Here is a 26975-nt window from a genome sequence, read left to right on the forward strand (position 1 = left end):
TTTGCGGGTTCTTTTCCTAATATAGCTTAAATGAGTATAAAACTATCGGTGATTTGCCCTGCATACAACGAGGAGAATTATATAGCTTCTTGTATAGATTCCCTAATACAGCAGGATGTAGACAAGGAGGAACTGGAAGTAATTTTTGTAGATGGGCTTAGTACGGACCGCACAAAAGATATCATCAGAGCATATCAGAAAAATAATGCGTGGATTAAGCTGTTGGATAATCCGAAGCGTATCGTTCCCTGTGCTATGAATATTGGCATAAAAAATGCAAAAGGAAACATCATTATCCGGATAGATGCACATGCAGCGTTTCCGGCTAATTACATCACTGAATTAGTCCGGAATTTAGAATTACTAAATGCAGACAACGTAGGTGCGGTATGTGAAACATTGCCGGTTAATGAAAGTATAGAAGCCAAATCAATAGCTACTGCGCTGAGCAGTTCTTTTGGTATGGGGAACTCTTATTTCAGAGTTGGTGCAAAGAAAATAATAGAGGTTGATACGGTGCCCTTTGGATGTTTTCGTAGGGAGGTGTTTGATACAGTGGGGCTGTATGATGAAGAGCTGATTCGCAACCAGGATGATGAATTAAATGCCCGTATAATCAAAAATGGCGGTAAAATTTTTTTACTCCCACATTTGGTTGTTAAATATTTTGCAAGAGATACAATAAAAAAAACCCGAAAGATGTTTTACCAGTATGGACTATATAAACCTCTGGTTAATCAAAAATTAGGTAGTTTTGCTACGATCCGTCAGTTCTTTCCTTTGTTATTTGTTTTAGGATTGATAGTCGGTTTTATTTTGAGTTTTGTCCATTATTTATTTATTTACATTTATCTTATTGTATTATTAATATACCTGATGGGTGCACTTTATTTTGGGATCAAAGACTTAAAGGACAAGAAAGAGCTATTTTATTTACCGTATGTGTATTTGAATATTCATGTAGCCTATGGCTGGGGATATTTGGTAGGTATATATAAAATCCTAATGAAAAGGCCCTTTGATGTAAAAAGTAACAGATAGTATCTATGAAAATTCCTTTTTCTCCTCCGTATATCAATGAGGATGTTATCAATGAAGTGGTAGATTCATTAAAATCCGGCTGGATTACTACCGGCCCAAAAGTAAAAGCTTTGGAGGATGAGATCAAAAACTACAGTGGAGCAAAAGAGGTATTGTGTGTGAACTCCTGGACCTCGGGGGCCATCATGATGCTGCGCTGGCTGGGCATCCGGGAAGGCGATGAAGTTATTATTCCTGCTTATACCTATAGCGCTACGGCATTAGCGGTTTACCATGCAGGAGGTACACCGGTAATGGTTGATACTACAGCAGATTTTAATATTTCCGTGACCGGCATTCGCAATGCCATTTCACCTAAAACAAAAGCTATCTTACCGGTTGATATTGCAGGCTTTCCTTGTGACTATGATGAGATTATGAACCTTGTTAATAAGCCGGATGTTAAAAAAATATTTAAGCCTGCTTCCGCTGTGCAAAAGAAATTAGGCCGTATTTTGGTATTGAACGATGCCGCTCACTCACTGGGAGCTACTTATACTAACGGAATTAAAACGGGAAGCGAAACAGATATAGCTATCTTTTCTTTGCATGCTGTGAAGAATATAACAACAGGAGAAGGGGGAGCTATTTGTTTAAACTTACCTGAGCCCTTTGATAATGAAGCTTTATACGGCAAGTTAAGACGAATGAGTTTAAATTGCCAGACAAAAGACGCTTTTTCAAAAAGCAAGGCCGGTGGGTGGCGTTACGATATTACAGGGCTTGGTATGAAAATCAATATGGCAGATATAAACGCGGCCATTGGTTTAGCTCAAATGCGCATATATCCTGAATTATTGAAAGAGCGCAAACGGGTGTTTGGCGTTTATAATGATGCGTTTAGCCAGGAAAACTGGGCTGTAAAGCCTCCTGCAATTGTGAGAGGAAAAGAGAGTTCTTACCATATTTACGCCTTACGTATTAAGGATATTACAGAAGCGCAGCGGGATCGGATTATTGATGAAATTGCAAAGACGGGCGTTGCGGTAAATGTTCATTTTATTCCCTTGCCGATGTTGACCTTTTTTAAGGAAAACGGATTTAACATAAAAGATTATCCCCAGGCATATAATAACTACAAGTGCGAAATTTCCCTGCCTATCTATCCGCAATTAACAGAAAAGGAATTGGCTTATATTATTAAAGCAGTAAAAAATGCTTATCAAAGCGTAGCAGGACAAACATAGTGAAGCGATTATTTGACATTATTTCAAGTGGCACAGGACTTATTTTATTAAGTCCTGTATTTTTAATTTTGGCTATCTGGATAAAATTAGATTCAAAAGGAACTGTGTTTTACAGGCAGGCCCGGGTAGGAAAAAATGGCAGGGATTTTAATATCTATAAGTTTAGATCTATGCGGCGGGGCGCTGATAAAAAAGGATTAATAACAGTAGGTAGCAGAGACCCGAGAGTAACTCAATCAGGATATTATATTCGTAAATACAAGCTCGATGAGTTCCCCCAGCTTATCAATGTTTTTATTGGCGATATGAGTGTGGTAGGCCCCAGGCCGGAAGTTCGAAAATATGTTAACTTATATACGGAAGAACAATTAAAAGTGCTGTCCGTTAAACCAGGTATTACAGATATTGCATCCATAAAATATCGTAATGAAAACGAACTATTGGAAAAAACTGATGACCCTGATAAAATGTACATAGAGGTTATTATGCCGGATAAGTTAAAGTATAATTTGGAATATATTAAGAAGCGGTCGTTTCTCTTTGATATCAAAATTGTTCTTTTAACCTTTAAAGAGATAATAACAGGGTAGTTCAGGAGTTGAACCGTTATTACCGGATTGCTTAAATAGCATCTTTTTTTGAACAAGAAGGAGGTTTGGTATAAACTTTGAGGTTCGAAGGCATAATTTTAATGAGGAGGCAGCATCAATAGACGCTTAAAATAATGGTGTTTGTGCTTAATTTTTGCCTGTTGAGTCTGTCATATCCCCCTAATCCATTAACTATATACATGAAAAATATAGTTCTTTTTGCTGCGATGTTCATCTTCGGTGTCAATGTAATGGCGCAAAAAAATTGGAAAGTCCTGTTTGATCAGGAGTATTCAGCAATATGCACTTCAACGGAAACTATACGCGAATATTACCTGAATAAAAGCATATCAGGAGATTCCTTCGATTTCATGACCATAAGTAACATTCTTGATGCGCTGCAATGTATGTACCTGAGTACCGGAGAAGATACCTATCGTAACGATCTTGTAAAGATTATAAATAATATCTTATCAACTGCAAAGGTTTCAAAAAACATCCCCGGAAACATATATGAATATAAAGATAATTTCCTGAGCTGGACTTCAAAAAATACACTGAATTCATACAATAATGAAGCCCCCCTTTACGAAGGCTACATATTCCGCTTTATAACCCAGTTTATTTACAATCTCCACCAGTCAGGCTGGACAAGTCTGTCGGCCGAAAACCAAAGCTGGTATAACCAAACTTTACAATTTATAGAAAAAAACATTTGGGGGAAATGGATTAGCCGAAGTAACGAAATCAATAAAAAACCCTACACCATCTTTTTAAGGACCCGGACACATACTTCATCTCACTGGGCATTCATAGGATTTTTTCTGAAAGAAATAACTGTTGACCCTTTAATCAGAACCCAATGCATTGAAATGCATAATATGTACGATCTGCTTCTGAAACGGAACTTGAAGTCCAACCCTGCAGTTCCCCAGGCGTACGTTTGGAACTGCAGTTGGGATGATGTAAGCGGAACACAGGCTAATGTTGTCGATGAAGTGGTACTACAGGATGTCTCTCATGGTAACCATGTACTCAGCTATCTTACTGTATCCAAAAAGATGGGAAACCCCAACTGGAGCGATAGTGAAATAGACAGCCTTTGTAATACACTTAAGTTAGTGGTATACAATAAGAAAGAGATTTCCTTTGCTGACATGGTAGACGGCAGCCCTTCACTCAGTCGCCCTGGCTGGGGTAATAACCAGGCGGAAGGTTGGATTAAATTAAGCTGGTTTGATAAGGAAGTATGGAACATATACGTAGATTTTGCGTTTCGCCAGGAATATGGAATAATGCGGCAACAAAATATGGAATTACAGTATTATGCTAACCTGCTGTATACCGAATATTTGGCAAAATAATCCTGCAAATTGATATTTATAAATACTGGCACTTAAGAGTTTTCGTTTTATATAAAACTCATATAAGAATATTTAACTTTAAGAATGAGAATTCTCTATATCCATCAGTATTTTAATACACCCCAAAAAAGCGGAGGAACCCGTTCTTATGATCTGGCATCGCAATTTGTAACAAATGGACATCAGGTTACTTTAATTACCGCTACGAGACAAAAGTTTGATCTTCCAAACAAAAAAAGATGGCAAATAATAAACATTGATGGAATTGAAGTGCACGCGCTACGCAATGATTATTCTAATAAAATGTCAGCTTTGAGACGTATAATCAGCTTCTTGGAATTTACTGCTTTTTCATCTATACATATTTTAAAATTAAAAGCAGATGTAATTTTAGCCACATCTACCCCACTGTCCGTTGCAATACCAGCACTTATAAAAAAATGGTTGCATAAAACTCCTTTTATTTTTGAGGTGCGCGATATATGGCCGGAGGCGCCCATAGCTTTAGGGATTATTAAAGGAAAAATGGCTATAAAAACATCATGCTGGTTTGAACAATACATCTATAAAAATGCAGCAGCAATTGTAGCCCTGTCTACCGACATGAAAACTTCGATTATTAAAAGGTGTAAGCAAGTTCCTGAAATAACGGTAATTCCCAATATCAGCGAAGTCAACAGATTTGAATCCGCAAGAAACAGCAATTCAATTAAAAATTTACCGTCTAAAAAAATTGTGTTGTATGCGGGCAGTGTTGCCATGGTAAACAATATCGAATATGTAGTTAAACTTGCAGAAGTACTTTTACCAATGGATAGTTCAATTGTATTTCATATTTACAGTACAGGCAAGGGAAACCGGTTTGAAGCAGTAAAGTCCATGGCGATAGAAAAAGGACTTATGGGGGTAAATTTTTTCTTAAAAGACGCTGTCTCCAAAAATGAGCTGACCGGTATTTACAGGGAATGTTCTGCTGGCAGCTCTTTTGTAGCCAACATTCCGGCACTCTGGGCAAACTCAGCCAATAAATTTTTTGACACATTAGCTGCCGGTAAACCCATTATTATAAATCATGAAGGCTGGCAGGCAGAAGAAATCCGTAAACATAATATCGGCTTTGTTTTAGACAGCAATGAAGATAACCTGGAAAGAACCGCAAAGGATTTTGCTGACTATCTAAACAATAAAGCTTTATTAATATTACAAGGACAAAATGCATATAACCTTGCAAAAGAAAAATATTCTTTAACAATCGCTGTTGCGAATTACGAAAAGATATTTAAAAAAATAATAAAGCCGGGTAAAGAAAACCCGGTTACCGGCAGAATACACACACCTGCCACTTAAAGCTTTTAAATTTACTTTTAAAAAAGAAAGTAACCCATTCATACATCAGAATGAAAATTATCTTATGTAGTATTGGAAAAGAGGATGACGTGTCTTTAAAAGCGGGCATCCTGGATTTCTCTAAACGCATCAGCCATTATTACCCTGTGGAATGGAAAATTATTTCTCCGTCTAAAAAAAATAACCCGCTATCAGGAGATGCGCTAAAAATAAAAGAAAGCAGCCAAATATTAGAAACCCTTAAGAAAGATGATTATTTAATTGCTTTAGACGGAAAAGGAAAATTGATTGATTCAAAAAAACTGTCCATCATAATTCAGACAAGAGCCAATGAAAGCGTAAAGCAACTGGTATTCTTAATTGGGGGGGCTTATGGTTTAGATGAATCCGTTATTAAGCGGGCCAATTTTGTATGGTCTTTATCTCCGCTTACTTTTCCGCATCAGTTAGTCCGATTAATATTATCCGAACAGGTGTACCGGGCCTGCACTATTATTAAAAATGAAAAATATCATCACGCATAATTTTAACGGAAGATAAATACACTTTATGGACTTTCCATTATCTTCATCAAAAGCCTGCCCATGTCGGTAACACTTATTATACTAATAACTACCTGTATTATTTCAATTATTGCTTTTAAGAACCAGCAGTTAATTGATGATCTTATTTTTTACCCACCCGCGGTAACAGAAAGAAAACAGTATTATCGCTTTATTACCTGTGGCTTTATACACGCTAATTTTGCCCATCTGGCATTTAACATGTATTCCTTCTGGATATTCGGGGAATATGTGGAAATACTTTTCATGACCCTATTCGGCCCTGTTGGACGGTGGTATTACCTGCTCATGTATATTTCCGCCCTTGTAGTTTGTTTGCTGCCTACCTATTTTAAAAATAAAACCAACTACCACTATAGAAGTCTCGGCGCTTCCGGCGCTGTTTCAGCAGTGATATTCGCATTTATCTTTCTTAACCCGTTACAGGGGATAGGGCTCATTTTTTTGCCAAGGGAATTAATGATCCCCGGCTTTATTTTTGGCTTTCTATATCTTGTACTATCGTCCTACTTAGATAAAAAAGGCGGTGGTAATATTAACCACTCCGCGCATATCTGGGGTGCTGTGTATGGTATCGGCTTCCTGGTGTTAACAGGATATCTTTTTTCCGAAAAGAATGTATTACTTAGCTTCCTTAATGCAGTAAAATCATACTTCGGCAGTTTTTAATGCTATCTTCAGTATTGTTTTTGTTCCGGGTAAAACCTTAAAGCGTTCATCAATTCTTTTATTTACCACCCATACTATTTTTTTATTCATTTCTACAACCCATGTATTTTCTTTTTCAGGCAGCGATAATTTCTGATCAATAAAAAACCTTGATAGCTTTTTTTTCTTTTTCATGCCTAACGGATAAAAATAATCGCCCGGCTTCCATTTCCTGAGGAGAAGCGGAAATTGTATTTCCTTCATATCCAAGCAGGCAACCGAAGGAGCAACTGGTATTTCCCACTCATCTTTTCTTTCCCGTATTGTTAATAACAGCTTGCCCTTTTCAAACATCACTTCCTTTTCATTTTTGTCTATAACTATTACAGATGATGCATTTTGAGCCAGAGAAGAAATAACCAGGCAATCCCTGTTCCGTAATATCCGGTGAGTGGAAGATAATACGAACTTCCCCGTCTCCGCATGCAAAAGCCCTATAACTTCTTCGGCTTGTTTCGCAGTAAAACCGTAAGCTTTGGTAATCTCAAAAACAACTGTTTTGAGGGGATCCGTTTTTAATAGTTTGCGTACAGCAATATATACTTCATTACCCCGCTGTTCTATCAGGTTTTTCTTGTGTACCGCAATGGATTGCGTATATAACAATTCTATTTCGCGGAAGCGCTCAATATTAGCGGTTATATTACCCGCGGCTCCGGGATAAATTTCCTCAATGAAAGGAACAACGTGGTGGCGTATATAATTCCGGGAATACTTATCGGATGCATTACTGGAGTCTTCCACAAAAGATAATACCTGTTCTTTAGCAAAATCAATTAATGTCTGCTTTTGGGCAAACAATAAGGGCCTTGTTATTTTATGCGTTTTAGGCAACATCCCTCTCATACCTGCTATACCTGTTCCCTTAAAAAAATTCATTAGTACGGTTTCTACATTATCATCGGCATGATGAGCAGTAAGGACATGCACCGGTGTTCTTTCCCGGGTTTCCAGTTCCGCAGTAAGTTCATAAAACCATTGGTACCTCAGCTCCCTCGCCGCTACCTGTATAGAAGTTTTATTTTGCAACGCATAGGCTTCTGTATCAAACCGCTTCAGGAATATTTCCTTCCCGTAATGTTCAGCCAATCCTTTCACAAAACGCTCATCCCGCTTACTTTCCTCCCCTCTTAACTGAAAATTGCAATGGGCTATAATAAACCTGAACTTTGCCAGGTGGCACAGTTCACATAAAACAACGGAATCTACTCCCCCGCTTACAGCAAGCAACAGTACATCACCGGTTTGAAAAAGCTTTTCTTTTTTAATATTTGCCTTAAATAAATGCAATAAGTCATTCATATACTATTACTACTCATAAAAATCAAACGCTAAAAGGTTCTATTCATAGCTTAACTCCTCCCAGGCTGCCTGCAACTCATTATATACCTTACTGTTATCAACGGCTTTAGCGGCATCCATTCCTTTCCGGTAACAGTGCAAAGCTGCCGCTATTTCCCCATTGCGCTCTAATAATTTTGCAAGATGATAATATGAGCCAATATACGAAGGCTCTCTTTCCAGAATTTCTTCAAAAAGAAACCGTGCTTCCCGGTCTTTACCTTCTTTAATATACTCTAAAGCAAGCGCATGCTGCAAGAAACTATCGTTGGGGGAATCATTTAAAAAAAATAACAGCTTTTCAATCCTTTCCATACTTTTATTCCTATATGCTAAAGATAAGAAGTATGAATGTCCGCAATGCAGCCTAATTCTTATGACCAGAAAAGCATGATTCGCAAGCATTCAGCTTTTCCTTGTTAAGATTTAAATAGCATTAATAGCATTTTATTTAACTGTTGTCATATACAAATAAATAAAACAATATGTTTATATTATTCTGATTATAACATCATTAAAAATACTTTTAGTAAGTTTTCCCATGACATTGATGAGATTTTCTAACAGAGAAGTGTGCGGCTTCGGGTTTTATTAATTTTTTGCACACTTTTTGTGTATATGAGGCCTAATTAAAAATTGATAGTCCCGGCTAAATCCTAAATCACTGTGAAACAAAAAAAAGCTTTTATTTTCTTTTTCTTACTCTTACATTTCTCTATTAAAGCCCAGGTGAATATTGGAGATAGTCTTGTTTTGGTAGACTTATATCATAGTACAAATGGTATAGCCTGGAAAAAAAACTCGAACTGGCTTAATAAGAGGGTAACTGAATGGTTTGGCGTTAAGGTAACCAACAACAGAGTTACCGGACTTTATTTGATTAATAATCAGTTAGAAGGAAGCCTGCCGGCATCTTTAGGTAATCTTACCGAAATAAGTGATTTATATTTGAGCAGTAATAACCTAAGCGGCACAATACCCAATAGCATCGGTAATTTAGCGGCACTTGCCTTTCTTTACTTAAATAATAATAAGTTAGAAGGGAGTATTCCTGCTAGTATAGGCAATGCTACCGCTTTAAGAGAACTTCATCTGGAACATAATAAACTAACAGGGGAAATACCCATTTCAATAAGATATCTTAGAGAACTCAGAGAAGTTGTATTATCATACAATCAACTAACCGGCAATATTCCTGAGGAACCAGGCGGGAAACAAATTCAACAATTGGAATTAAATAATAATCAGCTAAGTGGCGGTATTCCTGCAGCATTACAGAATATCCGTAATCTAAGAATAGTAAAATTAAACAATAATCAATTAACAGGTGTAATACCATCAGGATTAATCCCTGTAATATGTTATTTAGTTGACCTAAGCTCAAATGGTCTTACCGGAGGCATCCCTTCAGACCTAAGCAATAATAGCACTTTAGCTCATATTAATCTTAGTAACAATGCGCTGACAGGAAAAATTCCCTCTTTAATTGGAATGACAGGTTTACAATCACTGGAACTTGATAGTAACCAACTTACCGGCTCCATACCTTCTTCATTTAAAAGTCTGAACAGGCTTATACGTTTAAACTTAATGAATAATCAACTTTCGGGTAGTATTCCTGACGGGTTGTGCGGTTTACCTGATTTACAGTTCTTGCAGTTAAGCAACAATCAATTCACGTTTGAAGGTATGGAATGTGTAGGGAAGAAAGATAATATCTCTCTTTTTGCCAATTATGATTATCAAAATCAGAAAACCTTAACACTTAACCAAAATAATTCAATACTCTCTCTCACTGCCGGTGGAAATATTGCCAATAATACCTATTATTTATATAAAGACAGTGTTTTGATAGAAACCATTAAAGGAGATTCATCTTTTCCCGTATCAGAAGGCGGGAAGTACCGGGTGGAAGTTACCAATGACCAGGCTGATAAGTTGACCCTTTACAGCAACCCGATTGATGTAAGCAGTAGCATTATATTACCGCTCCAATGGCTGGGTTTTACCGCTGTAAATTGCTCCGGCAATGCTTGCCTGCAATGGGAAACAGAAAATGAACAAAATACCTCGCATTTCGAAATAGAAAAAAGTACGGACGGTAACAACTTCGTTAAAATCCAAAGTCAGGCTTCCAATAACAGCCCGGGCAAGAATACTTATAATACAACAGACCAGGCTCCTGCAATTGGCTCAAATTTTTACCGTATTAAACAGGTGGATTTAGATGGAACGTTTACCTACAGTAATATTGCCTCTCTAAAAATAACAGAAACAGGTACGTTAGCAATAGTACCTAATCCTGCTAATGGTTTTTTTATACTCAGAGGAATAACAAAAGCTACAAACGTGTCTGTTTATAATATAGCAGGGCAATTGCTTAATCAATGGAATAATGTAAATAGCAATAAACAATTGAACATTGCTAACCTGCAGCAAGGTTTATATATTATTAAAGTACTGCAAAATGGTAAGGAAACTGTACATAAGTTAGTAAAACAATAATTCCCAAAATTCTTTCGGTTATAATAAATTCCCTTATTATATTTGCAATACACAAATGGTTGCATAAACAACTTTAATGGTGAATCCATCAGAAAGTATTCAATATCCGTCTAACCGGAGCCTAAACACAAACAAATGAAAATACTAGTTTGTATCAGCAAATCACCCGACACTACGGCAAAAATTGCCTTTACCGATAACAATACAAAATTCGCCACCGAAGGCGTGCAATGGATCATCAACCCTTACGATGAATGGTATGCCCTGGTAAGAGCCATTGAAATTAAAGAGAAGGATCCTTCTGCTGCACTCCATCTTGTAACCGTAGCTGGCGCGGATGCAGAACCGGTTATCCGTAAGGCGCTGGCATTAGGCGGCGATGAAGCCACGCGTGTAAATGCCGATAGCCAGGATAGTTTTTATATTGCTTCGCAGATCGCGGAAATAGCCAGGCAGGGTGCTTACGACCTGGTATTTACCGGCAGGGAAACCATTGATTATAACGGCGCCTCTATAGGAGGCATGGTAGCGGAACTATTGAATCTTCCCTATGTTGCCCTGGCAACACATTTCGAAATAAGCGGTAATACAGCCACCGTTACCCGGGAAATTGAAGGCGGCGAAGAAACAGTTGAAGTAAGCACACCTGTAGTAGTAAGCTGCCAGAAAGGAATGGCTGAAGCAAGAATACCCAATATGCGGGGCATCATGGCTGCCCGTACCAAACCCCTGAACGTGGCAGAACCCGTTGCTGCAGACAGTTTAACCGGTATTATTAATTTTGAATTACCTCCTGCAAAAGAAGGTGTGAAATTAATTCCGGCCGACAATCCGGGAGAACTGGTAAGATTGCTGCATCAGGAAGCTAAAGTGATTTAAATACCTTATCTCCTTATTAAATCTTAAATCTTAAATTTCAAATTTATATATGTCGGTACTCATATTTATAGATCAGGCGGAAGGGCATATAAAAAAAGCCTCCCTGGAGGCATTAAGCTACGGTTCACAACTTGCCGCACAAATGGGCATGGCCGCCGAAGCTGTAGTGCTGGGATCGGTAAAAGATGACCTTACCGCATTGGGTCAATACGGAATTAAGAAAATACATCATATAGCCGGTCAGCAATTAGATCATGTGGATGCACAGGTATTTACCAGTGTTATTGCACAGGCAGTACAGGCAACAGGCGCCAAAATAGTGGTATTTGCAAATAATGCGGATGGCAAAGCAATAGCCCCGCGCTTGTCGGCCCGCCTCAAAGCTGCCCTGGTTTCAGGTGCAGTAGCATTACCCGATACTGCCAATGGCTTTGTTGTAAAAAAATCTGTGTTCTCCGGAAAGGCGTTTGCCCATGTTGCGCTGAATACAGACATTAAGATCATTACGCTCAATCCTAATGCATTTCCGCCCGTTGCTTCAGCAGATGCCCAAGCAACAATTATTCCATTTAATGCAACAATAGATGCAACCAAAGTAAAGACAATATCGGTCAATAAAGTGAAGGGCGAAGTGCCTTTGAGTGAGGCGGAAATTGTGGTAAGCGGAGGCCGCGGGCTAAAAGGCCCGGAAAACTGGGGCATGATTGAAGAACTGGCTAAGTTACTAGGCGCCGCTACCGCGTGCAGCCGCCCGGTAGCAGATACACACTGGCGCCCGCATCACGAGCATGTGGGACAAACTGGTTTGGCTATAGCGCCTAATTTATATATAGCTATTGGCATTTCCGGCGCTATACAGCATTTGGCCGGTGTAAACAGGAGCAAAACAATTGTTGTTATTAATAAAGATCCCGAAGCGCCCTTTTTTAAAGCCGCCGATTATGGAATTGTTGGTGATGCTTTTGAAGTAGTGCCCAAGTTAATAGAAGAAGTTAAAAAACTGAAAGGCGTAGCATGAGAAAACACGTTCCTTTACACTAAACCGCAGGTCATCTGCGGTTTTTTATTTTATGCCTCCCGGCCCTTATCCATTTTATAAAATTCTTGTACATTCGCAACAGATTATGAAGAAAATAGAACTGGAAATAGTAGCACTATCGCACAGTATTACTCAAACACATTCTTATGCCGTTGTACTAGGCGAAACAAACGGGTTGAGGCGCCTGCCCATTGTAATAGGCGGGTTTGAAGCTCAGGCCATTGCGGTAGCTTTGGAAAGAATGCAACCCAGCAGGCCGCTTACACACGACCTGATGAAAAATTTTATGATGGCATTTAATGTAGATCTCCATGAAATCATCATCAGCGACCTGCAGGAAGGCATATTTTACTCGAAACTTTTGTGTAGCAACGAGCATGATACGGTGGAGATAGATTCCAGGACCTCCGATGCCCTGGCGCTTGCCGTTCGTTTCGGATGCCCCATCTATACTTACGAACACATTTTAGAAAGCGCGGGTATACTGATGGAAGATTCCGGCAAAAAGAAAAAACCGGAGGAAGAACAGCAATTGGTACGGGAAACAGGTTCAAAAGACGATCTTAAATCCATGTCGCTGGAAGAGCTCAACCAGTTACTGGGTGAAGTACTTGAACAGGAAGATTATCTCAGGGCAATTGCCATCCGGGATGAAATCAATCACAGGAAAAAATAATATTAAGCACATCCTTATTAAAATAATGCCAGCCCGTGGTTCTTTTCCCCAATTGCAAAATTAATATAGGGCTTAATATCACCTCAAAAAGAGCAGACGGCTATCATAACATAGCAACTATTTTTTATCCGATCAACTGGCACGATGCGATAGAGTTGATCCCGCGATCTGCCGTTACACTTTCATCCTTACCTGTGGCACCGGTACAGTTCTCATACTCCGGGCTTCCTGTGCCTGGAAATACATCTGATAATATATGTTTGAAAGCTTATCACCTGCTAAAAAAAGATTTCCCGGAACTCCCCCCGGTATTTTTGCACCTGCACAAATCCATTCCAACGGGCGCCGGGCTGGGTGGCGGATCGGCCAACGGTGCATTTACCTTATTACTGTTCAATAAAAAGTTCAACCTCAACCTGTCGCCGGAACAACTTACAGGCTATGCATTGAAGTTAGGCAGCGACTGCCCTTTTTTTATTATTAACACACCCTGTTATGCAACCGGCCGCGGAGAACAGACAGAGCCGCTCCCACTTGATCTTTCCGCTTATTCTTTTTTGATCGTACATCCGGGAATCCATATACAAACCGCATGGGCATTTTCAAAACTCACGCCTGTTCAGCCCTCCAAACCCATTAAAAGCATCGTTCAGCAACCTATAGAAACATGGAGTAATGAACTGCTTAACGATTTTGAACCGCCGGTTTTCCGTGAATATCCACAGATAGCAGAGGTTAAAAAAATACTCTATGCCAATGGCGCGCTTTATGCCTCGCTTTCGGGCAGCGGCTCCTCGGTGTATGGCATATTTAGTAAAAACAAAGCGCCTGAGCTGAAGTGGGATAAGAATTATACACATAAAATAATACAGTAAAAGCAGGTTGTTGCAGGTATCAGCGCGTCCTTGTAACACTTGCAACTTGTAACCTGTACCCTGCAACTCGTGTAAACCGTAAACTTCCAAACCATAAACTTCTAAACTATTCGTATCTTGCGGCACAATTCATTACTATCTTAATCAGGGCACACATATTATCCTTTCTTGATCGTAACCTCGATTTTCTCGATCACCAGTAGCTTCCGGTTACCTTCCTTCAGCTATCCAGGCACTAACCTGCCATTTATTTCTTTTGTATCCAGTTTGTTCCGTTGTTTTAAAACCTTAAAACAATAATTATTATGCCAGTTACCATATCACTTACTGAAAAAACAACCTATTACTTAACCCTTGAAGAAAAGTATGGCGCACACAATTATCACCCCATTCCTGTAGTGCTTAACAGGGGAAAAGGAGTGTTTGTGTGGGATGTGGATGATAAACGTTATTACGATTTCTTAAGCGGGTATTCTGCAGTTAACCAGGGACATTGCCATCCCCGCATCATTAACGCGCTACTATCGCAGGCACAACAGCTCACCCTTACTTCAAGAGCCTTTCATAACAATATACTCGGAGCATATGAACAATTTATAACACAATATTTTGGTTACGATAAGGTGCTGCCTATGAACACCGGCGTTGAAGCAGTGGAAACAGCGCTCAAACTTTGCAGGCGCTGGGGATATAGGGTAAAAGGCATACCCGAAAATAAGGTGAAGATCATTGTTTGCGCCAACAATTTTCATGGACGCACCCTGTCTGTCATCTCCTTTAGCAGCGACCCTTCGTCTGCCAAACAATTTGGACCTTTTACGCCGGGCTTTGAAATTATTCCCTATAATAATGTTGCCGCGCTTGCCACCGCGCTGGAAGATAAAAATGTTGCCGGATTCCTGGTTGAGCCCATCCAGGGTGAAGCCGGGGTAGTGATACCGGATGAAGGCTATCTCAAAAAAACAAAACAGCTTTGCGAAGAAAATAACGTATTATTTATTGCAGATGAAATTCAAACCGGCCTATGCCGCACCGGCAAATTACTATGCTGCGACCATGAGGATGTTAAACCCGATATCCTTTTATTAGGAAAAGCATTAAGCGGCGGCACATTGCCTGTAAGCGCAGTGCTGGCCAACAACGACATTATGCTTACCATACAACCCGGTGAACATGGCTCTACCTATGGCGGAAACCCCCTGGCCTGCAGCGTTGCCATAGCGGCGCTATCCGTTTTAAAAGAAGAAAGAATGGCTGAAAACGCGGACGAAATGGGTACATTATTACGATCGGAACTAAAAAAAATAAATTCTCCTCATATTCATACCATTCGTGGAAGGGGTTTACTGAATGCCATTGTTATTCAGCACACCCATACTGATGCGGCATGGCAACTGTGTCTTGAGCTAAAGGAAAACGGCTTGCTGGCTAAACCCACGCATGGAGATAAAATAAGATTTGCGCCTCCTTTGATAATTACGGCAGCACAAATAAAAGAGTGCGCCGGCATTATAGCAAAAAGTATTGCTGCCGCTTTTTAGCAACACGGTGCGGAGGGTATAGTTTATAGAATATGCACGCGATTACCGATTTTTGCAAAAATTATATTCCTGATGAAAGCTTTCGCAGAAAAAACCAGGCTTGCACAACAGCATATCACTCAGTTTAAAGCTATTATTGGTGCTGCTTATGTGCTGGAGGATGAAGCAACCCGGTTGCATTACGGGCATGATGAAACGGAAGCGCTATCCTTTCCTCCGGAAGTAGTACTGAAACCGCGTACAGCCATTGAAATAAGTGAAATACTTAAAATTTGTAATACAGAAAAAATTCCTGTAACACCAAGAGGCGCCGGAACGGGGTTAAGCGGAGGCGCGCTGCCGCATATTGGCGGTGTATTAATCTCTACCGAAAGGATGAACAGTATATTGCAGATTGATGAAAGCAACCTGCAGGTAACTACCGAGCCGGGAGTAATAACGGAAGTGCTGCAGGATGCGGTTAAGACTAAAGGTTTGTTTTACCCTCCCGACCCCGCCAGCCGTGGTTCCTGTTTTATTGGAGGCAATATAGCGGAAAACAGCGGCGGACCCAAAGCGGTGAAATACGGCGTGGTAAAGGACTATGTGCTCAATCTTGAAATTGTGCTGCCCAATGGCGAAATTATATGGACGGGAGCCAACGTGCTTAAAAATGTTACGGGCTACAACCTTACCCAGTTAATCATTGGCAGCGAAGGAACCCTGGCCATTGTTACTAAAATAGTATTAAAGCTGATCCCGCTTCCCAAATATGATTTGCTGATGCTGGCGCCCTTTCATTCGCTTGAAAAAGCAGGTGAAGCCGTAAGCGCCATATTCAGGGCAGGATTTACGCCCAGCGCCGTTGAACTGGTTGAAATAGATGCCCTGCTGATTGTAAGCAATATGACCGGCGACTCCACTATACCCATAACCGCCGGAACAGAAGCCCACCTTATTATTGAAGTGGATGGTAACCATATGGAAGCTTTAATAGCGGAAATGGAAGCAATTAGTGAAGTTTTAACAAGTTATGATTGCGGAGAGATTTATTTTGCAGATGATGTGCAGCAAAAAGCCGCCCTGTGGAAACTCCGCAAGCAGGTGGCGGAAGCGGTAAAGCTAAAAGGCTATATGATTGAGGAAGACACGGTAGTGCCGCGTGCCGCTTTGCCTGCGCTTATACGGGGTGTAAAAGCACTGGGAGAAAAACATCGCTTTCATGCGGTATGCTACGGACATGCGGGCGATGGTAACCTGCATATCCGCATTAAAAAGGAAGGCACCGCAAACAGCGCAACAGAGCCGGTGATGGTGGAAGGTTTACGCGCTTTGTTTGAACTGGTAAAAGAACTGGGTGGCACTATTAGCGCGGAACATGGCATAGGGTTGGTGCAAAAAGGCTATATGGATATTGTAATGAGCGAAACTCACTTACAACTGATGCGGGGTATTAAAAAAGTATTTGATCCCAATAATATTTTAAACGCGGGTAAAATTTTTGACTGATGAAAAAAATAATGATGTTGTTATTAGTGATTACAACGGCGCTAACACAAACCATATACGCGCAGGGTGAACCGGAAGATACATCACCAAAAGGATTTGATAAATCAAAATTGTTTTTTGGAGGTAATTTTGGGCTGGGATTTGGCAGTAACACTTCTTCCATAAACGTTTCGCCCCAGGCAGGTTACAGGTTTAACACGCATTTTGCGGCAGGCGCCGGGGTTAATTTTAATTACTATAGTTATAAAACATTCTGGGGTAACGGACTGGAAACAAAAACCAGGTCAGGTTATACAGGGCTAAATGTATTTGGCAGGGTGTATCCTATCCCCTATATATTAATACAGGCGCAACCCGAAGTTAATTATAGCTGGGGCTCTATAAAATATTCTGATAGCCATCCTACTGAAAAATTAAAAGGGCAGTTTATTCCTTCCTTACTAATTGGTGGTGGCGCTGCTATCCCCACAGGTGGAAACGGCGCATTGCTACTCATGCTTCAATATGATGTGCTGCAGGAGTCGCGCTCGCCTTATGGCAATAAACCATTCTTTACTATGGGCTATAATTTTTGAGTCTGAGGTATCAGCTATCAGTTAAGTAGCTACTAACGATAGTATGGATACCCGAATGGTGAGGTGTCAGTGGTCAGCAGTGAGTAGTGAGTGATTCCTGATTTGAAATTTATAATGATAATCTCCCTCCCTATGCCAGCTTCCTTTTTAAGTGAACCTTTGCTGCCTCTGCCATTGTTACTACACTTGCGCCCATCATAATTACGTCTTTTATTACAAGCCGGCCGGCTCCACTAAGATAGGGAAACCCATGCTCAGCATCGCCTAATGCCGGCACCCATGTTTCCGGAGTAGTTATTAAAAACGAAAGCGTTACCAACGACATCCCGAAGCATAAAAAGCTGCCTGCGGCAGACACGCCGGGGAATACCGGATAGAGCGCAATAAGGATACCGATAAAAACAATTACCGCTCCCAGTCCGTAGGAAAAAGCATACGTATGGTTTTCCTGATGCCATGCAATGTTTTCCGGCTTATACTCTCCTTCTTTATTCATGTGCTTTTTATATTCCGGGGCATCATACTTATATAAAAAGTTCATTGTAGGGCTGTTTGCTACAAAGGGTACAATACCTACCGCTTCATATTTGAATGCTTTTAATCCACCAATCCACACTAAAACAATTACTAATCCTATCCTGGTAAGCTGTATGCCAGCATGCTCTAACCGGGCAACATAATTAAAAAAATTTTTCATCACCTTTTTGTTTGGGTAAAAATATTGATTATATATCTAACCTTACCTGTGAACTTATGTGTAAAAGCAGCTTATTTTTTTTAATATTGTATTTATGAAAATATTCAATATCACCTTCTGCGTCTTATTCCTTATTTCCGCGGCACTGCAATACAATGATCCCGATCCCTGGCTATGGATGCCCATATACCTGTACGGTGCAGCACTGTGCTGGCTTGCATTCCGGAACAGACACTACCCCCTGGCCTCCCTGCTGGGAATGGCTGCATATGCAATATATGCCATCTATCTTTTTTTTGAAAAAGATGGTGTATGGGACTGGCTCACTAAACATCATGCAGAAAATATTGCGGCCAGCATGAAGGCTGAAACACCGTGGATAGAAGATACCAGGGAATTTTTTGGACTGGCTATACTGATAGCCGTACTGCTTATTAATTACATATATGCAAAAAGAAAAGTAAAAGAGCTATCAGCTTTCAGCATTCAGCCGTCAGATAAAGTATACTAATGATGAGCTGATAGCTCCTTCTTTCACTTTTCACCCCTCCCTTACTTCGCCGTCAGTTCAAGCATACCCAATCCTATAGTGCTGCCGTCATCTTTATCTTTCGGCATGCTTATAATATAAAGGTTCTGTTTTTTCTCTCCGGTAATTACATCAAAATTAAATTTCAGCTTCGCCATCTTCTGTTTATCCTTAACAGCAGTTTTATCAAGCACCGCTTCTGCTATCTTCTGGCCATTGGGCGTACCCAGCCTCAGCTCAAACAGGTACCCCGCCTTTGGCGCGTCATTATCATTCTGCCAGCGGGCCAGCAGTTCAGCGCCGTTTACGCCCTGCAAATCAATACTGTCAATACTGAACCAGCCTTCTTTATCAGCAGGCACAACCATAAATCTCATGCCACCGGCATTCATAGCACTATACGCTTTCATATTGGTTACTCCTCCAAAAGTTAGCTTACTGCTGCGCAATGCAAAAGCCGCATCTCCCGAAAGTGGTTTTATAGAAGCGCCGCCTTTGTCGGTGTATGTGGCGGAAATGTATAAGGCCTCGTTTTCTTTTACCGCTTTAACAGGAATTGAACCCTTTTCAGGTAATGATTTTTTAATAGTAGCCGGGTTTGCCAGGGAAAGCACCCACTGCACAATTTGTTTTGCATCGTCCTCCGGCAGGTTGGGATGCGCCGCCATGGCTACTTCTCCCCAGGCGCCGCTACCTCCTTTAATAATTTTGCCTGTGAGATAAGTTACCGCGTCTCCATTTTTATGATAACGTTTTGCCACTTCGGTGAAAGAGGGCCCGATGGATTTTTCATCTGTTTTATGACAGGTTTTACAATCCAGCGAAAGCATAATACTTCTTCCGCTTACCGTTGCAGCAGCGGTTTGGTGTCCCTGGGGTATGGCCGCTTTATCTGCGCCTTCTAAGTAATCGGCTGTAACATAAAGATGATCGGCATCAATAACGCTTCCCTCTTCCTTATCATTAACCGTAACAGCATAGTTCACAGGTTTGCCAGGAAAGTAAAAAGACTGGTTACCGGTAATTTGCACGGTTATCTCCGGCGCCGTGTTGCCCGCATATATATTTATCGTATTGCTTTTTGAAGCAGCACCTTTTTTATCCTTCACCTCCACCGATAGCACATAATCGCCGGGCTTGTCTAATACAAGCTCCGCGTCAGGCGCCTGGGTTTCTTTCGTTTGCCCGCTTCCGGTAGTCCATATGTAGGTCATGGCATCATTTTCGGGATCTGTTGCTTCAACAGTAGCCTTAAGGGTTAAAGGCAGGGTCCCGGAAGTTTTATCTACCTTAATGGCAGCTATTTTGGGCGAACGGTTACCGCCGTTATAATCAATGCGGCTCAGTCCGGCGTCTTCATTTTTTGCAAACCACCCGCTTCCATATTCAAGAATATATAGCTTTCCATCGGGACCCAATTCAATATCAATGGCATTATGGAGTTTGGTATGCTCCATAAAAGGTTCCATCTTGTCAAAATCGCCGTTAGGCAGCATGGTTACCACTTTTATCCATCCTCTTATCCAGTCGTAAATAAATAATTTCCCATTGTAATAATCCGGGAGTCTTGTTTTTGAAGGCCACATATCGGTATAATATACCGGGCCGGCCATGGCATTGCGTCCGCCGGTTCCTACCTGGGGGAACTCTGCTGATGCGGCATAGGGATACCATATAAAAGGTGGCGCCACGGCAGGCAATTCTTTTAGTCCCGTATTGTTGCGCGATTCATTCAAAGGCTTTTCCGGATCAAAGGCTTCTCCGGAAGTTCCTGTAGCATAATCGTAGCGGTTATACCCATAGTTGTTTCCTACAAACAAAGGCCATCCAAAAAAGCCCGCTTTGCGCGCCTGGTTCAGCTCATCATACCCGCGCGGACCCCGCACGCCAAAACTATCCGTGCTGGCATCCGGGCCTACCTCACCCCAATACAGGAAACTGTTTTTCTGATCAACAGAAATACGGTATGGATTACGGTTACCCATTACATATATTTCAGGCCGGGTTTTATCGGTTCCTTTAGGAAACAAATTCCCATCGGGTACTTCGTATGTGCCATCTTCATTTACTTTTATCCGCAATATCTTTCCCCTGAGGTCGTTGGTATTACCCGAACTTCTCCTGGCATCGTACTGCAGGTGTCCGGGGCGATCATCTAACGGACCATAGCCCCTGTTGGTATAGGTTTGACCGGGTTCATTAAAAGGTGTGGAATTATCGCCTGTGGATACATACAATAAGCCATCCGGTCCAAACGCGATAGAGCCGCCGGTATGACAGCATATTTCTCTCTGCGAATAAAATTGCAGGATCACCTGTTCTGTTTTGTTATCAATAGTATCATTCTCAAATTTAAAACGCGACAGCCGGTTTACCGAAGTATCTGCAGGACTGTAAAAAATATATACCCAGTGATTCTTGCTAAAACCGGGGTCTTTACTGATACCTAATACACCCTCTTCCGCATTGGCGCCGGCTGTAGTTGTTTTGAAGTACGCGTTTAAAAAACCCACTTGCTTCAATTGTTTGGTTTCATTTTTATACAGCATGATTTCGCCCCTGCGTTGTGTAATAAGGATATCAAAATTGGGGAGAATAGTCATTTCCGTAGGTTCAAAGAATCCTCCCTGCACCAGGGGTGTTTTAGTAAACCGGTCTTCATCGGGAGGGTATTTGGATACCACCCCGCTATAATCTAATTTTTCATTGCCACCTATGGCATATTGGATACCACCCAGAATGTGCTGTAAATACAGGGGCTCGCTGTACGATTCATCCGTATGTCCCAGTTCCGTATAAAAAGCCCGTCCTCCATCATATTCATGATACCAGGCCATGGGATGATTGTCGCCATTTTTACCGCCTTCATAACTTTTTTCATCAATAGTAATGAGCACATGAACATCCTTATTCAGCTTCTTAAAGTTATACCATTCATCTTTCCTTGTCCATACATCCGGCAGGTGCTGGGTTGACGCGTGACTCTTGTCTTTTACTATTAATTTAGCTTCCTGCTGGCGGGGATGGCTTTCAAAATTAGCCCCGGCCAGGCGGGTATACCAGCCCCAGTCGTACTCCGCATCGGTAGCGGCGTGTATACCCACGTAACCACCCCCTGCCTGCATGTATCTTTCGAGCGCAATACGCTGAACAGTATTAAACAAAGGACCAGTAGTATTCAAAAAAATAATAGCCGAATATTCGCTCAGTATATCATCCGAAAACATATTGGCATCAGATGTGGTATCTACATCAAAATCATTCGCTGCACCAAGCTTCTGAATAGCGGCAACGCCTGCCGGTATGGATTGATGATGGAATCCGGCTGTTTTGGTAAACACGAGTATCTTTGGTTTACCACTACGTTTGTTACAGGCAGAAAAAAGAAAGAGCGCAACGCAACATAAGAGAAGGGGAAAGTTTTTCTTCATTGTGGAATCGTTGAAACGTTTTTTAAGAGAGATAAATGTAAGTTCATTTCTTCAAATAACATTATTCACCGGGAAAATTGTTGGGTACCGGCACAGGATGATTCACAGAAGCACGTATATAACCGGTATCAGTAATCATCCCCAATGCATTAAAGAAAGTTGCACTAACTTTATAGAAATAAATAATATACGATTCCTATTCCGTGTACCACAACTATTCCAATACGTTAACGTACTTAATATAATTAAGAAATGAGTAGCCCCTTAATTGTACAAAATAGTATTACCATCAATGCCGCTCCTGAAAAGGTTTGGGACGCTTTAGTTAACCCGGAGCAAACAAAAAAATACATGTTTGGTTGCGAAACGGTTTCCGAATGGAAGCCGGGGAGTGATTTGTTGTGGAAGGGAAACTATGAAGGAAAAGAAATGGTTTTTGTAAAAGGTAAAATCATTAACATTGAACCCAGTATATTGCTGGCATATAGCACCATCGACCCCAATTCCGGTATTGCCGATATACCGGAAAATTACCTTACGGTAACGTACGCCTTAACGCCTCAAAACGGACAAATCCTTTTAACCGTAACGCAGGGCGATTATGCAACGGCGGGTGATGGTGAAAAGAGATACCGTGATACGATGGATGGCGGTGGCTGGGATCCTGTATTAACTGCAATTAAAAAATTAGTGGAATCAGCATAGCTGGACTGAAGGAATACCGTAATTACTTTTCCCGTTCGCCTTATTTCAATTGAATAGCATGAAGTTCACAAGCTTATTATTATTGTTGAAATATAAAACAGGGTGGTTGCTGACAGGCGGTGTACTGCTGTTCATCAGCGCTTCGGGGCAATCGTATCCTTTCGATACCATTATGAACAGGATTAACGCGGACCTGCACATTGTTAGCTCTGTTGGAGGATTAGACCGGTTGGTAAACAATTCCAAACACACATTAACTTATAATGACAGCGCATGGCGGGATATTGACTATATGAATGAGACTGGCACCCATTTAAGCCGCATAAAAACTTTTGCCATAGCCTATACCACACCGGGAAGTATTTACTTTCATGACCACGCCCTGCGATCCGCTATTATAAAATCTCTATATTACTGGTATAAACTGAATTTTGTAGCCAAAAACTGGTGGTATAACAGAATATCCTATCCGCAGTTTACCGGACAGATATTAATTATTATGCGTTATGCACCGGAGCCTTTGCCTGCCCCATTGGAATCTGACTTGATAAACAAGATGATGAATGGGGATCCTTTTATGTATAGTGGCGCAAATAAAACGGATATCGCCCTGCATTATTTATACCGTGCATGTCTTACCCAAAACAAGGGGTTGCTGGATACGGCCGTTGATCAGTCCTTTGCCCCATTACGATTAAAAAACCAGCCGGAAGGCTTACAATATGATTATTCAAACCTGGAACATGGCAACCAGTTGCAGATATCCAGTTACGGATCCGTTTTTTTATCTGATGTGCTGAGGATCGCCGCTTATCTTTTGGGAACACCTTATGCTTTGCAGAATAATAAACTGGATATACTTTCCGGGTATTACAGGAATACCTATTTACGCACGATCCGGGGTAGTTGTATTGATTTTAATACCGAAGGACGCGGCATCAGCCGCCCCAATATGCTTAAAAAAAAGGATGAAATATTACGTCTGCAAAAAGCCCTGTTATTAGACCCCACATACAGTGATATATGGAATGCGGCCATTGCAAGAACCGGGGAACTTCAGCCATCCGCTTATAAGATCACTCCAACCCACACCCATTTTTGGAGAGGCGATTATGATATCCACCAGCGACCCGCCTATTCGTTTAATATACGCACCGTTTCTACACGTACGATAAGAACGGAAAGAGGAAATAATGAAAATATCCTTGGTAAATTTTTGCCGGACGGCTCTACTAATATTCAACGCCGGGGAAGTGAATATTATAATATAATGCCCATATGGGAATGGGACAAACTACCAGGTGTTACCAACCGGGATTACGATTCGGACGAAGGTGCGGTCATACGAAAAGAATGGGGGATAAAAGGCACTACAAACTTTGCAGGCGGTGTATCGGACAGTGTATATGGTGTAACCGCCTATATGCTGAATTATGATAGTGTTGCCGCCAAAAAAGCCTGGTTCTTTTTTGATGATGAAGTGGTATGTCTTGGGGCTGGCATCAACAGTACCACACCGGAAAATATTACTACTACTGTTAATCAATGCTGGTTAAACGGTAAAGTAACCATAGCTGAAACATCAGAACATACCCTGACAGCACAGGACAACAGCTTATTGCAGTATAAAAATCCCCGCTGGATACTGCATGACAGCATTGGTTATTTTTTTCCGGCCGGCGGTAATGTACAGGTAAGTAATGCGAAACAAACCGGCAACTGGTACAAAATCAATTATCGTAATTCAAAAAATGAAATAGCAGGTAATGTGTTTAAGCTCTGGTTCACTCATGGGGCGCAGCCCACTTCGGCCACCTATGCTTACATTGTAGTTCCGGGAATCGGGGGCCAAAATAAAATGCAGGCTTATCCTCTGGCGGATATCCAAATAATAAGAAACTCAGATTCTATCCAGGCAGTAGCGCATTCAAAGTTAGATATGCTTCAGGTAGTATTTTATAAGGCCGCTGCATTAACTACTTCCGCCTTAAGCGTATCGGTTAACAAACCCTGCATAGTATATCTGAAAAATAGCAGTAACCCAAAGAAAGCATCCTTATATATTGCAGATCCCACGCAGCAATACAGCAGCATAACCGTTAACATAAAATTACCCGGGGCTAAAAAGGAAAAAGAACTTATATGCTACCTTCCCCAATTGAACTATGCAGGTGCCACCACTTCTGTAATGATTGAGCCCGGATAGAGCGGAAGGGTATTTAAACAACTATCATACATTGGCACAGGAAAGAAGTATCACACTCCAATACGGTAGAGTTATTGCAGCTATTCATTCCATAGTTCCCAACTGGCTTCAGCCTGTGCAATCAGCATGTCATGCCCGTTCTGAACAGCCGCACCACGCTCTGCTCCTTTTTCCAGGAATAAGGTTTTTTGAGGATTATAAATCAAATCAAAAAGAAAGTGCCGCTCTCCTATGCCCTCATAAGGAATATCCGGGCATTGATTTACATCAGGAAATGTACCCACCGGAGACGCGTTAATGATCAGCAAATTACTTTTAATCATTTCCGCGTTGAGCATGTTATAGCTAATCGCATGCTCCCGGGCACTTCGGCTTACCAATGTATATGCAATGCCCAGTTGCTGCAACACATATTCAACAGCTTTGGAAGCACCTCCCGTGCCAAGTATCAGCGCTTTGGTATGATACGGTTGTAGCTGCCGTAGGAGCGACTGCTTGAACCCCATAGCATCTGTATTAAACCCGGTAAGTTTGCCATTGCTTATCCGGATAGAATTGCATGCGCCAATTTGCTGAACGCCCGGAGATAATTTATGAAGAAAGGGAATGACCTTTTCCTTATAGGGAATAGTTACACATAACCCCAGCAATGAAGGGTTATTTTGCAATACGGCAGGGAAAAGCGCGATATTTTCTATAGCAAAATTTTCAAACCGGCAGTTGAGCTGCTCTTTTTCAAATTTTTGCGTAAAGTATTGCTTTGAGAAAGAATGCCCGAGCGGGTAGCCAATCAGTCCGTACAATTTCATTCCACATCATCTTTATTTAAAAACAAATGAAAAGTATCTCCCCGCAGGCCGATACGCATGGATTCCAGCGGGATCACTTCCGATGGAGCAATATTACCCAGGTTGGCATTGCACCCCAGCAGCTCAATAAAATACAACTGCTGTGCTTTTTGCGGCGCTTCCCAAATAATGCGTTCTTCCGGAATCTGAGTCAGAATTTCCTGCACCAGGCCTTCCCGTACTTCACCCGTTCCCCTGTAAATACCCACATTTCCGGCTTCCCGCGCTTCAGCGATTACATAAGTTGAACCTGCATTCAGCTCAGCTTTCATTAGCTCTATCCATTTATAGGGAGGAATAATATGTTCTGCGTCTTTACTTCCCACTTCACTAAACACTACGCCGTATTTGGTAAGCTTTTCAATATAACCGCACTTTTCGGCATGCGGAATGGTAATTGAACCATCGCTTACCTCCATATACGAGATATTGTAGTCTTTAAGGGTATTAACGTAATCCTGGAACTGGTTTCGGATCAAAAAGGCTTCAAATAAAGTACCCCCGAAATACAGGGGTAAATCATAGGACTGGTACACTTTAATTTTTTCACGAAGCTGCGGCGTAACAAATGAAGTTCCAAAACCCAGCTTAACAATATCAACATACGGGTGAGCTATACTTAGGAAATTTTTTGTCTCTTCAATACTTAAGCCTTTATCCATTACCATTGTGATACCTGAACGACGGGGTTTACTTTTTCGTTCGGGTATCTGACTTAGATTAAAATTCATGAAAGATGAGATGTTTTAAAGAATGCGCAAAAATAAGGAAGATTATGTTTCCCGGTGCAGGTTATTCCAT

General features: G+C 41.1%; 24 protein-coding genes. 18 read left to right on the forward strand and 6 right to left on the reverse strand.

The genetic code is table 11. The annotated features are described in order from the left end of the window. The first annotated feature begins 30 nt into the window (after positions 1-30). From VL121_RS19865 to VL121_RS19895, 7 genes are all read left to right on the forward strand, one after another. Positions 31-1041, forward strand: a complete 1011-nt coding sequence (locus VL121_RS19865; protein WP_325408359.1) for a glycosyltransferase family 2 protein — start codon at positions 31-33, stop codon at positions 1039-1041. 5 nt (positions 1042-1046) lie between these two features. Beyond that, the gene (locus tag VL121_RS19870) at positions 1047-2267 is read left to right on the forward strand and encodes a DegT/DnrJ/EryC1/StrS family aminotransferase (protein ID WP_325408360.1); all 1221 of its coding nucleotides are present in this window, start codon (positions 1047-1049) and stop codon (positions 2265-2267) included. Continuing rightward, on the forward strand, positions 2267-2857 hold the full coding sequence (locus VL121_RS19875) for a sugar transferase (RefSeq protein ID WP_325408361.1): 591 nt from the start codon (positions 2267-2269) through the stop codon (positions 2855-2857). Before VL121_RS19870 ends, VL121_RS19875 begins: the two co-directional genes overlap by 1 nt. Positions 2858-3057: 200 nt before the next feature. After that, positions 3058-4221, forward strand: coding sequence for a hypothetical protein (locus VL121_RS19880; protein WP_325408362.1), 1164 nt, complete (start codon positions 3058-3060; stop codon positions 4219-4221). 84 nt (positions 4222-4305) lie between these two features. Beyond that, on the forward strand, positions 4306-5568 hold the full coding sequence (locus VL121_RS19885; protein ID WP_325408363.1) for a glycosyltransferase family 4 protein: 1263 nt from the start codon (positions 4306-4308) through the stop codon (positions 5566-5568). 50 nt (positions 5569-5618) lie between these two features. Continuing rightward, positions 5619-6092, forward strand: a complete 474-nt coding sequence (locus tag VL121_RS19890) for a 23S rRNA (pseudouridine(1915)-N(3))-methyltransferase RlmH (RefSeq protein ID WP_325408364.1) — start codon at positions 5619-5621, stop codon at positions 6090-6092. A 60-nt stretch (positions 6093-6152) separates the two neighbouring features. Next, entirely contained in the window at positions 6153-6800 is a 648-nt protein-coding gene (locus VL121_RS19895; protein WP_325408365.1) for a rhomboid family intramembrane serine protease, read from the forward strand. On the opposite strand, the gene tilS is transcribed toward VL121_RS19895, so the two are convergent. Then, positions 6780-8141, reverse strand: coding sequence for a tRNA lysidine(34) synthetase TilS (gene tilS, locus VL121_RS19900; RefSeq protein WP_325408366.1), 1362 nt, complete (start codon positions 8139-8141; stop codon positions 6780-6782). The genes VL121_RS19895 and tilS overlap by 21 nt on opposite strands. 39 nt (positions 8142-8180) lie before the next feature. Further along, on the reverse strand, positions 8181-8495 hold the full coding sequence (locus VL121_RS19905; RefSeq protein WP_325408367.1) for a tetratricopeptide repeat protein: 315 nt from the start codon (positions 8493-8495) through the stop codon (positions 8181-8183). Between the two features lie 351 nt (positions 8496-8846). On the opposite strand from VL121_RS19905, the gene VL121_RS19910 reads away from it, so the two are divergent. The 8 genes from VL121_RS19910 (at position 8847) to VL121_RS19945 (ending at position 17758) form a co-directional block, all read left to right on the forward strand. Continuing rightward, positions 8847-10685, forward strand: coding sequence for a T9SS type A sorting domain-containing protein (locus VL121_RS19910; RefSeq protein ID WP_325408368.1), 1839 nt, complete (start codon positions 8847-8849; stop codon positions 10683-10685). Between the two features lie 135 nt (positions 10686-10820). Continuing rightward, positions 10821-11564, forward strand: coding sequence for an electron transfer flavoprotein subunit beta/FixA family protein (locus tag VL121_RS19915; RefSeq protein WP_325408369.1), 744 nt, complete (start codon positions 10821-10823; stop codon positions 11562-11564). Between the two features lie 49 nt (positions 11565-11613). Beyond that, positions 11614-12582 (forward strand): electron transfer flavoprotein subunit alpha/FixB family protein, encoded by a 969-nt coding sequence (locus VL121_RS19920; RefSeq protein WP_325408370.1) that lies wholly within the window; start codon positions 11614-11616, stop codon positions 12580-12582. A gap of 106 nt (positions 12583-12688) precedes the next feature. Next, on the forward strand, positions 12689-13279 hold the full coding sequence (locus VL121_RS19925) for a bifunctional nuclease family protein (protein WP_325408371.1): 591 nt from the start codon (positions 12689-12691) through the stop codon (positions 13277-13279). A 35-nt stretch (positions 13280-13314) separates the two neighbouring features. Continuing rightward, positions 13315-14154: a 4-(cytidine 5'-diphospho)-2-C-methyl-D-erythritol kinase gene (gene ispE / locus VL121_RS19930; protein ID WP_325408372.1), complete on the forward strand. Its 840-nt coding sequence runs from the start codon at positions 13315-13317 to the stop codon at positions 14152-14154. A gap of 305 nt (positions 14155-14459) precedes the next feature. Then, positions 14460-15695 (forward strand): ornithine--oxo-acid transaminase, encoded by a 1236-nt coding sequence (gene rocD / locus VL121_RS19935; protein WP_325408373.1) that lies wholly within the window; start codon positions 14460-14462, stop codon positions 15693-15695. A 72-nt stretch (positions 15696-15767) separates the two neighbouring features. Then, the gene (locus VL121_RS19940; protein WP_325408374.1) at positions 15768-17183 is read left to right on the forward strand and encodes an FAD-binding oxidoreductase; all 1416 of its coding nucleotides are present in this window, start codon (positions 15768-15770) and stop codon (positions 17181-17183) included. Further along, positions 17183-17758, forward strand: coding sequence for a hypothetical protein (locus tag VL121_RS19945; protein WP_325408375.1), 576 nt, complete (start codon positions 17183-17185; stop codon positions 17756-17758). The genes VL121_RS19940 and VL121_RS19945 overlap by 1 nt, the downstream gene beginning before the upstream one ends. Positions 17759-17888: 130 nt before the next feature. Here the strand turns inward: VL121_RS19945 and VL121_RS19950 are convergent, their stop codons facing one another. After that, positions 17889-18455 (reverse strand): DUF417 family protein, encoded by a 567-nt coding sequence (locus tag VL121_RS19950; protein ID WP_325408376.1) that lies wholly within the window; start codon positions 18453-18455, stop codon positions 17889-17891. 94 nt (positions 18456-18549) lie between these two features. Between VL121_RS19950 and VL121_RS19955 the strand changes: the two genes are divergently transcribed. Continuing rightward, complete coding sequence (locus tag VL121_RS19955) at positions 18550-18966, forward strand: transmembrane 220 family protein (RefSeq protein ID WP_325408377.1); 417 nt, start codon at positions 18550-18552, stop codon at positions 18964-18966. 41 nt (positions 18967-19007) lie between these two features. Here the strand turns inward: VL121_RS19955 and VL121_RS19960 are convergent, their stop codons facing one another. Next, on the reverse strand, positions 19008-22325 hold the full coding sequence (locus VL121_RS19960) for a ThuA domain-containing protein (RefSeq protein ID WP_325408378.1): 3318 nt from the start codon (positions 22323-22325) through the stop codon (positions 19008-19010). Positions 22326-22667: 342 nt separating this feature from the next. Between VL121_RS19960 and VL121_RS19965 the strand changes: the two genes are divergently transcribed. Then, positions 22668-23120 (forward strand): SRPBCC domain-containing protein, encoded by a 453-nt coding sequence (locus tag VL121_RS19965; RefSeq protein WP_325408379.1) that lies wholly within the window; start codon positions 22668-22670, stop codon positions 23118-23120. Positions 23121-23178: 58 nt separating this feature from the next. Beyond that, the gene (locus tag VL121_RS19970; protein ID WP_325408380.1) at positions 23179-25326 is read left to right on the forward strand and encodes a polysaccharide lyase 8 family protein; all 2148 of its coding nucleotides are present in this window, start codon (positions 23179-23181) and stop codon (positions 25324-25326) included. Between the two features lie 80 nt (positions 25327-25406). Here the strand turns inward: VL121_RS19970 and VL121_RS19975 are convergent, their stop codons facing one another. Continuing rightward, positions 25407-26135, reverse strand: a complete 729-nt coding sequence (locus VL121_RS19975) for a shikimate dehydrogenase family protein (RefSeq protein WP_325408381.1) — start codon at positions 26133-26135, stop codon at positions 25407-25409. Further along, a complete protein-coding gene (locus tag VL121_RS19980) occupies positions 26132-26905 on the reverse strand; it encodes a phosphosulfolactate synthase (protein WP_325408382.1) in 774 nt (257 codons plus the stop codon). The genes VL121_RS19975 and VL121_RS19980 overlap by 4 nt, the downstream gene beginning before the upstream one ends. Positions 26906-26975 lie beyond the last annotated feature (70 nt).

The sequence above is a fragment of the Agriterribacter sp. genome (assembly GCF_035497235.1).
GTDB lineage: Bacteria > Bacteroidota > Bacteroidia > Chitinophagales > Chitinophagaceae > Agriterribacter.